Origin of the sequence: Actinokineospora sp. (genome assembly GCF_050699995.1) — a bacterium.
Lineage (GTDB): Bacteria > Actinomycetota > Actinomycetes > Mycobacteriales > Pseudonocardiaceae > Actinokineospora.
In genome coordinates, this window is record NZ_JBOHGC010000234.1 from 23,803 (window position 1) to 34,214 (window position 10,412).

Consider the following 10,412-nt stretch of genomic DNA (forward strand, 5'->3'; position numbering starts at 1 on the left):
GGGTCAGAGCTGGCTGTCGATGAAGGCGAAGATCTCGTCGTCCGAGGCGGAGCGGATCTTGTCCTGCACCCCGGCGGACCCGTTCGTCTCGGCCCCGAGCCGGGCCAGCGTGCTCTGCAGGATCGCGATCACCTTGGCCCGCGCCGAATCCCCGTGTTCGGGAAGCATCCGGTGCACCTGCTCCAGTGACGCCCGCAAGGTGTCCTCAGGCGAGGGCGCCTCGGGGGCCAGGGTCCGGTGCAGGTAGTCGGCGAGCGCCCGCACCGTGGGGTGGTCGAAGGCCAGCGTCGCGGGCAGCCGCAGCCCGGTCTCGCCGCCCAGCCGGTTGCGAAGCTCCACGGCTGTCAGTGAATCGAAGCCCAAGTCGCCGAACGGCCGGTCGAGACCAACGTTGTCCACAGTGGACTGAGCGAGTACCGCGGCGACATGCGTGCGGACCAGGTCGGTGAGCACCTGACGGGCTTCGTCCTCGGTCAGCGCGGCGAGTTTCACCGCCAGCCCACGCGATCCCGCGTCCGGTCCGGCCGCCGCGGCCCGGCGGACACCGCGGACCATCCCGGTCAGGACCGGTGGAAGGTCACCGCGTTCGGCCCTCGACCGCAGGCCCGCAAGGTCCCAGTTCGCGGCGACGACCAGCGCCTCCGGCTCGGTCAGGGCGGCGTCGAACAGGGCAAGACCCTGCTCCGGGGTGAGCGCGGCGATGCCGGTGCGGGCCAGCCGCGCGACCTCCGCCTCGGTGAGCGCGCCGGTCATCCCGGTCGCGTTGTCCCACAGGCCCCAGGCGATCGACACCGCGGGCAGGCCCAGCCTGCGCCGGTGCGCGGCGAGACCGTCGAGGACGACGTTCGCCGCCGCGTAGTTGGCCTGTCCCGGTGTGCCCAGGACTCCGGCCAGCGAGGAGAACAGCACGAACATCGACAGCGGCACGTCGCGGGTCAGCTCGTGCAGGTGCCAGGCCGCGTCCACCTTGGGCCGCAGCACGGTGTCGAGCCGATCGGCGGACAGCGCCTCGACCACGCCGTCGTCGAGCACGCCCGCCGTGTGCACCACACCGGAGAGCCGTGGCGCCACATCGGCCACCAGCTTGGCCAGCGCTTCGCGGTCGGACACGTCGCAGGCGACCACGTCGACGGCGGCGCCGAGACTTTCCAACCGCGCCACCAACTCCGCCGCGCCCGGCGCGTCGGCGCCGCGCCGCGAGGTCAGCACCAGCCGATTCACTGCGTGTCCGGTCACCAGCCGCTCCGCGACCAGCGCGCCGAGGCCGCCGGTGCCACCGGTCACGAGGACCGTGTCGAGCTTGTCCACTTCGCGGGGCGCGGGGACCGGCCTGCGGGCCAGGCGCGGAACGAGCACGGTTCCCTTGAACCCGTCACGGATGACCAGCTGCGACTCGTCGAGCGTCGCCGCGGCGGCCAGCGAACCCCAGTCGGCGAACTCGTCCGGCACATCCGCGAGCACGAACCGGTCGGGGTGTTCGGACTGGACCGAGCGGACCAGGCCCCAGACCGCGCCGCCGACAACGCTGCAGGGGCGGTCACCGGCGTCCGGGCCGACGGCGTCGGTCGTGAGGAACACCAGGCGGGACTCGGGGAACAGCTCGGCGTCGATCCGGCCGATCCACCGCTGGACCGTGTCCAGCACGCGGGCGGAGAGTTCGCGCACCGCGTCGGGCACGTCCATCCGCTCCGCCGCGGTCGCGACGACCACGAAGTCCGGCATGGGCCTGCCATCGGCGACCGCGGTGACCAGCGCGTCGAGATCGGCGAACCCGTCGATGCCGGGAACCGGCTTGCCCAGGTAGGCCCAGCGCGACAGGTCTTCGTCTGGCGTGACGGCGAGGTCGACCCAGTCCACGCCGAGCGCGTCCGTGGGCGAGGGTGCGCCCACACGCAGCGATTCGACGGCGACTTCCCGAACCCGCAGCGACTCGATCGCGAAGACCAGTCGGCCGGTGGTGTCGGCCGCCTCCACACGCGCGTCGTCACCGGTGACCGTCAGCCGCACCCGCAGCGCCGACGATCCCGTGGCGCACAGGCGGACGCCGCCGAAGACGAACGGCAGCCGCAGCTCGCCGAAGCCTGCCGCCAAGGCGATCGGGTGCAGCGCGGCGTCGAGGACCGCGGGGTGGATGCCGAAACCGGTAAAATCGAGGCCTTCGGGGGCGGCGATCTCGGCGAACAGCTCGTCGCCGTGCCGCCAGACCCCGATGACGCCTTGGAAAGCGGGGCCGTACTGGTAGCCCAGCGCGGCCAGGTCGCGGTATCCGCGCTCCGCGTCGCCGACGGCACCACCGCGCGGCGGCCATTGCTTCGCCCACTCGCAGACCTCGTCGACGGAGCCCATGCCGACCGAGCCGGAGGCGCACCGCACCCAGGCGGAACCGGAGCGCGAGTACACCGTCACGGTCCGGCGCTGCTCGGTGTCGGCTTGCCCGACGGCGAGCTGCACGTCCACCGATCCGGTGTCGGGCAGGACGAGCGGGTGTTCGAGGGTGAGTTCGTCCAGGTGGTCGCAACCCGCCACCGCGGCCGCTTCGAGCGCGAGCTCGACGAACGCGCTGCCGGGGAACAGCACGGTGTCCTCGACCGCGTGGTCGGACAGCCAAGGCATCGCCTCGCGGGACAGCGTGCCGGACAACAGGAAGCCGCCGTCGGCCATCGGCACCACGGAGGTGAGCAGGGGGTGCTTCGAGTCGGTGCCGCCCGCGGCGCGCCGGGTCTGCTGGAGCCAGAAGTGGCGGCGGTCGAAGGCGTAGGTGGGCAGGTCGAGGTGGCGCGGTGCGGCGCCGAGCACGGCGGTCCAGTCGACCGGCGCCCCGATGACGTAGGCGTGGGCGGCGGCGGTGAGGAAGCGCCGCCAGTCACCGGTGCCGCGGCGCAGCGATCCGCAGGCCTGGCCTGGGATTGCGGCCGCGGCGAGGATGTCCTCGACGTCGCCGCCCAGCACCGGGTGCGGGCTGACCTCGATGAACACCGGGGTGCCGTGGCCCGCGAACGCGGCGACCGCCTGGTCGAACCGCACCGGCCGGCGCAGGCTGTCGTACCAGTACCCGGTGGTCAGGTCGGTGGTCGGGATGAAGCCGCCCGCCATCGACGAGCAGAACCGGATGTCGGTCTCGGCGGGGGTGATCCCGGCGAGCACCGTGGCCAGTTCGTCGCGCAGGGCCTCGACGTGCGGGGTGTGTGAGGCGTAGTCGACGTCGACGCGCCGGGTCTTGACCGCCTCGCCGCAGGCTTCGGCGAACTCGTCGAGCGCGTCGCCGTCCCCGGCGACCACCGCACTGGCGGGTCCACTGTGGACAGCGAGCCAGAGCCGGTCGGCCCAGGGGGCGATCCGCTCGGTCACCTCGGCGGCGGGCAGGGCCACGGCGAGCATCCCGCCGGTGCCGCCGAGCTTGACCAGCACCCGGCTGCGCAGCGCCACGATCCGCGCGGCGTCTTCGAGGGAGAGCGCGCCCGCGATGTGCGCGGCGGCGATCTCGCCCTGCGAGTGGCCGACCACGGCGGCGGGCTCGACACCGATCGAGCGCCACACCGCGGCCAGCGACACCATCATCGCGAACAGCACCGGCTGGATCACGTCCGAGCTGTCCAGCAGCGGCGCACCCTCATCGGCGCGCAGCACACCCAGGACGGACCAGCCGGTGTGCGGCGCGAGCGCCTTGTCGCACTGGGCCAGCCGGTCGCGGAACACCTCGTTCGAGTCCATCAGCTCGACGGCCATCCCGACCCACTGCGTCCCCTGGCCGGGGAACAGGAACACCGGCCGTGCGTCCGCGGGCGCCATACCCTCCACAATGGACACGTGCGGCTCGCCCGCGGCGATGGCCGCCAGCGCCGCCACCAGTTCGGCCCGGTCGTCGGCGATCACTACGGCACGGGAGGCCAGCGTCGTGCGCCGGGCCAGCGCCGGGCCGGCGGCCGCGAGGTCGGTGTCGGAGGCCGACTCCGCGAACGCCCGCAGCCTGCCGGCCTGCGCCCGCAGCGACTGCTCGGTCCGGGCGGACACGACCCACACCAGCGGACCTTCGGCCGCGGGTTCGTCAGCTGCGTGTTCGTCAGCTGCGTGTTCGTCAGGGACGGTGTCCTCCGGGACTACTTCGAGGATCACGTGCGCGTTGGTGCCGCTGACCCCGAAACTCGACACGCCCGCCCGGGCGGGCCGGTCGTCCGCGGGCCACGGCGCGGGCTCGGTGATCAGCCGGACCCCGCCGTTGTCCCAGTTCACGTGCGGGGACGGCTCGGCGGCGTGCAGCGTGGGTGGCAGCGTGCCGTTGCGCATGGCCATCACCATCTTGATCACGCCCGCGACGCCCGCGGCGGCCTGGGTGTGGCCGATGTTCGACTTCAGCGACCCCAGCCACAGCGGGCGGTCGGCGGGCCGGTTCTTGCCGTAGGTGGCCAGCAGCGCCTGCGCCTCGATCGGGTCGCCGAGGCGGGTTCCGGTGCCGTGCGCCTCGACGGCGTCGACCTCGTTCGCGTCGATCCGGGCGTCGGCCAGGGCCTGCCAGATCACCCGTTCCTGCGAAGGGCCGTTCGGGGCGGCCATGCCGTTGCTGCGGCCGTCCTGGTTGACTGCGGAACCCCGCACCACAGCGAGGATCCGGCGGCCGTTGCGCTGCGCGTCGGACAGCCGCTCCAGCAGCAGCACACCCACGCCGTCAGACCACGCGGCGCCGTCGGCGGCGGCGGAGAAGGACTTGCAGCGGCCGTCCGGGGACAGGACGCGCTGCCTGCAGAACTCGACGTACATGTCGGGGGTGACCATGACCGTGGTGCCACCGGCGAGCGCGATCGAGCACTCGCCGTTGCGCAGCGCCTGGACCGCGAGGTGCAGCGCGACCAGCGACGACGAGCACGCGGTGTCCACGCTGAGCGCGGGCCCTTCGAGGCCGAAGGTGTAGGCCACCCGGCCGGGCAGGATGCAGGGCAGGCTTGAGGTGTAGAGCGTGCCCTCGACCGCTTCGGGGACCGAGCCGAGGAACCGGGTGCCGTAGAAGTCGAACATGTTCCCGATGTAGACCCCGGTGCGCGAGCCGCGGATCGCCGCCGGGTCGATGCCCGCGCGTTCGAAGACCTCCCAGGTGGTCTCCATGAACAGCCGGTGCTGGGGGTCGGTGGCGAGCGCCGCGCCGGGGCTCATGCCGAACAGCCCGGGGTCGAAATCGCCCGCGTCGTAAAGGAAGCCGCCGTGTCGGGTGTAGGACTTGCCCAGCGCGTCGGGGTCCGGGTCGTAGAGCCCGTCGAGGTCCCAGCCCCGGTTGTCGGGGAACTCGCCGATCGCGTCGACCCCATCGGCCACCAGGTCCCACAGCTCCTCGGGACTGGTCACGCCGCCGGGGAACCGACACGCCATCCCGACGATCGCGATCGGCTCCTGGCGCGCGGCCGCAGCACTCTCGGATTCGGTGAGCCGGCGGCGGGTGTCGGCAAGGTCGACGATGACGCGCTTGAGGTAGCCGCGCAGTTCTTCCTCGGTCGCCATGTCCCAGCCTTTCAAAGCAGTGGTGGTAAAAGTCAGCTAAGGCGTCAGAGTTCGCTGTCGATGAAGGCGAAGATCTCGTCGTCGGAAGCGGAGCGGATCTTGTCCTCGACCCCGTCGGCCCCGGCCGGGCCGCCGAACCGGGCGAGCGTGGCGTTGAGCATCGCGACGAGCTTGGCGCGGGTGGCGCCGTCCTCGGCGTCGACCATGAGCTGCACCTGGTCCAGTGCGGCCCGCAGCGTGTCCTCGGCGGACGGCGGCGCGGGCGCCAGCGTGCGGTGCAGGAACTCGCAGAGCGCGGCCACCGTGGGGTGGTCGAACGCGAGCGTCGCGGGCAGCCGCAGCCCGGTCTCCGCGTCGAGCCGGTTGCGCAGTTCGACCGCGGTGAGCGAGTCGAAGCCGAGTTCGCTGAAAGGCCGGTCGACCTCGACCGCGTCCGCGCCGGAGTAAGCCAGGACCGCCGCGACATGCCCGCGGACAAGGTCGCTGAGCAGTCGCGCGCCCTCCGCCTCGGTCAGGGTGGCCAGCTTGGCGGTGAGGGTGGCCGGGCCGCCGCTCGCGGCGCCGGGGCCCGCCGTGCGGCGGGGAGCGCGGACGAGCCCACTGAGGATCGGCGGCAGGACGCCGCCCTCGGCCCGCGAGCGCAGGCCGGCGCTGTCCCAGTTCGTGGCCACCAGCAACGGATCCGGCGAGGCCAGGGCGAGGTCGAACAGCTCCAGGCCTTGGTCCACGGTCAGCGGCGCGATGCCCGATCGGCCCATCCGCGCCACGTCGGTGTCGGTGAGCGTGTCGGACATCCCGGAGTCGGTGTCCCACAAGCCCCACGCCACCGAGACCGCGGGCAGACCCGAGGCGCGTCGGTGGGCCGCGAGGCCGTCGAGGGCGACGTTCGCGGAGGCGTAGTTGCCCTGCCCCGGGTTGCCCAGGATGCCCGCCAGGGACGAGAACAGCACGAACATCGACAGCGGGAGGTCGCGGGTCAGCTCGTGCAGGTGCCAGGCGGCGTCGAGCTTCGGGGTGAACACCGTGTCGAGCCGCTGCGCGGAGAGCCCGTCGATGGTGGCGTCGTCCAGCACGCCCGCCGTGTGCACCACCCCGGACAGCGGCTGGTGCGCGGCCAGCACCTCGGCCAGTGCGGCCCGGTCGGACACGTCACACGCGGCGACCCGCACCGAGGCGCCGAGACCCTCCAGTTCGGACACCAGCTCGGCCGCGCCGGGTGCGTCGGGGCCGCGCCGCGAAAGCAGCAGCAGCGTCCGGGCGTCGTGGCGCTCCACGAGCCTGCGGGCGATCAGGGCCCCAAGACCGCCGGTGCCACCGGTGATCAGGACCGTGCCCGAGCAGTCCACAGTGGATTTGCCAGCGGTGGTGGCCACCCGCTCGACCCGCGGCGCGGACACGGCGCCGTCGCGAACGATCACTTGCGACTCCCCCGCCGTCACCGCGCTGGCAAGGGTTTCCCACTCTTCGAACGCTTCGGGCGCGTCGGCGAGGACGAACCGGCCGGGGTACTCGGCCTGCGCCGAGCGAACCAGGCCCCACACCGACCCGCCGACCACGGCGCCTGCTCCGTCGACCGCGCCTCGGGTCAGGAACACGACCTGGCAGTCGGCGAGCCGCTCGTCGGCCAGCCATGCCTGCAGCACGTCGAGCGCCTGCCCGGACACCTCGCGCACGCCCTGCGGCACCGGCCCCGGCCCCGCGACGCACGGCACCACGACGCACTCCGGCATCGAAAGCTCACCGCTCGACACCGCGGCCAGCAAGCCGTCACGGTCCGGGTAGCCCACCAGGCCAGGCACTTGCTCGCCGACACTCACCCAGCGGGACACGTCGCCCGCCGTGGCCGCGACCGGCGTCCAGCGCACCGCGTAGGGCACCGGCCCGGCCGTGGCCGACGACGCCAGCTGGGCCGCGGAGATGGTCCGCACCCGCAGGGAGTCGATCCCGAAGACCAGCCTGCCGCCGCCGTCGACGGCCTCCACCACGACCTCGTCGCCCGAGGCCGCCAGCCGCACCCGCAGCGCCGAGGCGCCGGAGGCGAGGAGGCGGACACCGCGGAACACGAAGGGCAGCCTCAGTTCCGTGGAGTCGGCGGTGAGCACCAGCGCGTGGAACGCCGAGTCCAGAACGGCGGGGTGGATACCGAAGCCCGCCAAGTCGAGGCCTTCGGGGGCGTGGACCTCGGCGAACAGTTCCGCACCCCGGCGCCACACCGCGGACACGCCGCGGAAGGCCGGGCCGTACTCGTAGCCGAGCAGCTCCAGGCCGTCGTAGCCGCCGTCGACCGATACCGCCGTGGCGCCCGCGGGCGGCCACGACTCCGCCCAAGCGCGAGCACCGCCGTCGCCACCGCCACTGCCGACAACCCCGGAGGCGCAGCGCACCCAGCCCGCGTCTCCGGTCTGGGAGAAGACCCGCACCGGCCGCGCCTCGTCGGACTCGCCGGGGCCGTCGATCACGATCTGCAGGGACAGGTCGCCATCCGCGGGCAGAACCAACGGCGCCTCGAACATCAGCTCCTCTACGTGGTCGCAGCCGACCTGCGCCGCGGCCTCCATGACCGCGTCCAGCACCGCTGTGCCGGGTACGACGACCGCGCCGGACACCACGTGATCGGCGAGCCAGGGGTGGCCTGCCAGGGACAGCCGACCGGTGAGCACCAGGCCGCCCTCACCACCAAGATCGACCGCTGCGCCGAGCAGCGGGTGCTCCAGCGCGCGTTGGCCCAGGGACGCGGCGTCCGCGCCCTTCGCGGGCGGGTCGAGCCAGAAGCGCCGCCGGTCGAACGCGTAGGTGGGCAGGTCGACATGGGTGTCGTTGGGGCCGAACAGCGCGGACCAATCGACCGCGACTCCGGCGACCGTGGCGTTCGACAGGCAGGCGAGCAGCGCGTCGGGCTCCGAGCGCTTGCGCTGGTGCAGCGCGACAACCGAGGCCTCCGGCGCGCTGAGGCAGGCGTGCGCCATGGCGGAGAGCACCGCGTCCGGGCCGACCTCGATGAACGTGTCCACGCCGTGCGCTTCGAGACCGGCGACCGTGTCGCGGAAGAGGACCGCGCGGCGGATCTGCTCCACCCAGTACTCCGGGCCGGTCCACGTCACCTCGTCGGAGCCGACCAGGTTGGTGACGAAGGGAATGCGGGCGTCCCCGAAGGTCGCCGCGGCCAGTTCGGCGGCGAAGGCGTCGAACATCGGCTCCATCAGCGGCGAGTGGAACGCATGGCTGACCGAGAGCCTGCGGGTGCGCCTGCCCTGCCCGCGCCAGTGTTCGGCCACCGCGAGGCAGGCCTTCTCGTCACCGGAGACGACCACGCTGGTCGGGCCGTTGACCGCGGCGATCGCGACCAGGCCGGACACCGTCGGCTCCACCTCTTCCGGGGTGGCCTCGATCGCGACCATGGCGCCGGGGGCGTCGAGCGCCTGCATCAGCCGGGCCCGGGCGGTGATCAGCCGGGCGGCGTCCTCGAGCGACCAGATCCCGGCGACGTGCGCGGCGGCGTACTCGCCGACCGAGTGCCCGGCCAGGTAGTCGGGTCGGACACCGAGCGACTCGAGGAGCCGGAAGGCGGCCACCTCGTGGGCGAACAGCGCCGGCTGGGTGTAGCGGGTGTGGTTGAGCTCCAACGCGTCCATGGTGTCGGGCCGGGCCCACATCACCTCGCGCAGCGGGCGGTCCAGGTGCGGGTCGAGCGCGTCGCACACCTCGTCGAGCGCGTCGGCGAAGGCGGGGAACGCGGCGTAGAGCTCCCGGCCCATCCCGGCGCGCTGGCCGCCCTGCCCGGTGAACAGGAACGCGAGCTTGGCCTTCTCCCGCGCGACACCGTGCACGACGTCGCCGGTGGGCTTGCCGTCGAGGTAGTCGCCGAGCGCGGCGAGCAGGCTGTCGCGGTCCTGACCGAGGACGACCGCGCGGTGCTTGAGCCGTGAGCGGGTGGTGACCAGGGCGCGGGCGACGTCGACCGGGTCGACCTCGCCCGCCGCGAACTCGCGCAGCCGCTTCGCTTGGGCGACAAGGGAATCCGCGCTGCGGGCGCTGATCACCCAGGCGGGCGGACCGGCGTAGCGCGCGGTCTGCGTGGCGGGCGGGTCCACCAGCGGGCTCGGCTGCTCCGGGCTTTCCTCGATGATCACGTGCGCGTTGGTCCCGCTGATGCCGAACGACGAGACGCCGGAGCGGCGGGGGTGGCCGTTGGGGGTCCAGTCACGGGCCTTGGCCAGCAGTTCGACCGCGCCGGTGGACCAGTCGACGTGCGTGGTGGGCTGGTCGGCGTAGAGCGAGGTCGGCAGCACGCCGTGCCGCATCGCCATCACCATCTTGATCACCCCGGCGACGCCCGCGGCGGCCTGGGTGTGGCCGATGTTGGACTTCACCGAGCCCAGCCAGAGCGGCTGCTCGGCGGGCCGGTTCTTGCCGTAGGTGGCCAGCAGGGCCTGGGCCTCGATCGGGTCGCCGAGGGTGGTCCCGGTGCCGTGCGCCTCGACCGCGTCGACCTCAGCCGGCGACAGGCTCGCGTTCGCCAGCGCCTGGCGGATCACCCGCTCCTGCGACGGGCCATTCGGCGCCGTCAACCCGTTCGAGGCGCCGTCCTGGTTCACCGCCGAGCCGCGGATCACCCCGAGCACACGGTGCCCGTTGCGCATCGCATCCGACAGCCGCTCGAGCACGAGAACGCCCGCGCCCTCGGACCAGCCGACGCCGTCGGCTGCCGCGGCGAACGACTTGCTACGGCCGTCGGGCGCCAGCCCGCGTTGGCGCGCGAACTCGACGAACATGTTCGGCGTCGCCATCACGGTCACGCCGGAGGCGAGGGCCAGCGAGCACTCCTCCGTACGCAGCGCGTGCGCCGCGAAGTGGAGCGCGACCAGCGACGACGAGCAGGCGGCATCGAGGGTGACGGCAGGCCCCTCAAGCCCGAGCGTGTACGC

General features: G+C 73.2%; 1 protein-coding gene and 1 pseudogene. Both read right to left on the reverse strand.

What is annotated here, in order from left to right; genetic code table 11:
• Positions 1 to 3: 3 nt before the first annotated feature.
• Positions 4 to 5,487 (reverse strand): annotated as a pseudogene (locus ACRDSQ_RS12630) (type I polyketide synthase); the annotation flags it as partial.
• 44 nt (positions 5,488 to 5,531) lie between these two features.
• The coding region (locus tag ACRDSQ_RS12635) for an SDR family NAD(P)-dependent oxidoreductase (RefSeq protein WP_431421146.1) at positions 5,532 to 10,412 on the reverse strand (4,881 nt) is incomplete at its 5' end.